The organism is Paenibacillus maysiensis (assembly GCF_000520815.1).
Taxonomy (GTDB): Bacteria; Bacillota; Bacilli; order Paenibacillales; family Paenibacillaceae; genus Paenibacillus; species Paenibacillus maysiensis.
In genome coordinates, this window is record NZ_ASRY01000149.1 from 1 (window position 1) to 447 (window position 447).

The 447-nt window shown below is 43.8% G+C and carries 1 protein-coding gene; it reads left to right on the top strand.

All coding sequences use genetic code 11. The features are described 5' to 3' along the window. The first annotated feature begins 49 nt into the window (after positions 1–49). A complete protein-coding gene (locus L696_RS31170) occupies positions 50–211 on the top strand; it encodes a hypothetical protein (protein WP_162833910.1) in 162 nt (53 codons plus the stop codon). Positions 212–447 lie beyond the last annotated feature (236 nt).

Consider the following 447-nt stretch of genomic DNA (forward strand, 5'->3'; position numbering starts at 1 on the left):
GGCAAGGTCAGAGGTATCATGTGCTGACTAAACCGAAAGGGTGATTCAATTGGGTAAGGCAAAAGTGAATATGGTGATTCGATTCCTAAAGGGCATGCAAGCCGAAAAGGTAAATGTGCTAGGGGCTGAGGAGGCTCAAGAGGATAACGAGTTGATTCAGCAGGTGATCGAGGATATCGAGTTGTTTTACGAGGCTGAGTTAGAAGGATAAGCTGATACATATGGGGAATAGTCGATAGTTGGCTGTTCCCTTTTTTCGTGATGGAGGTGAGCAGAATGAGCAAAAACAATGACAAGCCAAAAAGGAACAAGCCAAAGATACTGACCAAGTATGATCAATTTGTTGTGCCGAGACTAAAGGATATCCCCATTTGGGTACGTGAAGGGGCAACAGATGAGGAAATTGCGAAACGACTGAACATTCATATCTGGACATTAGGTGACTAT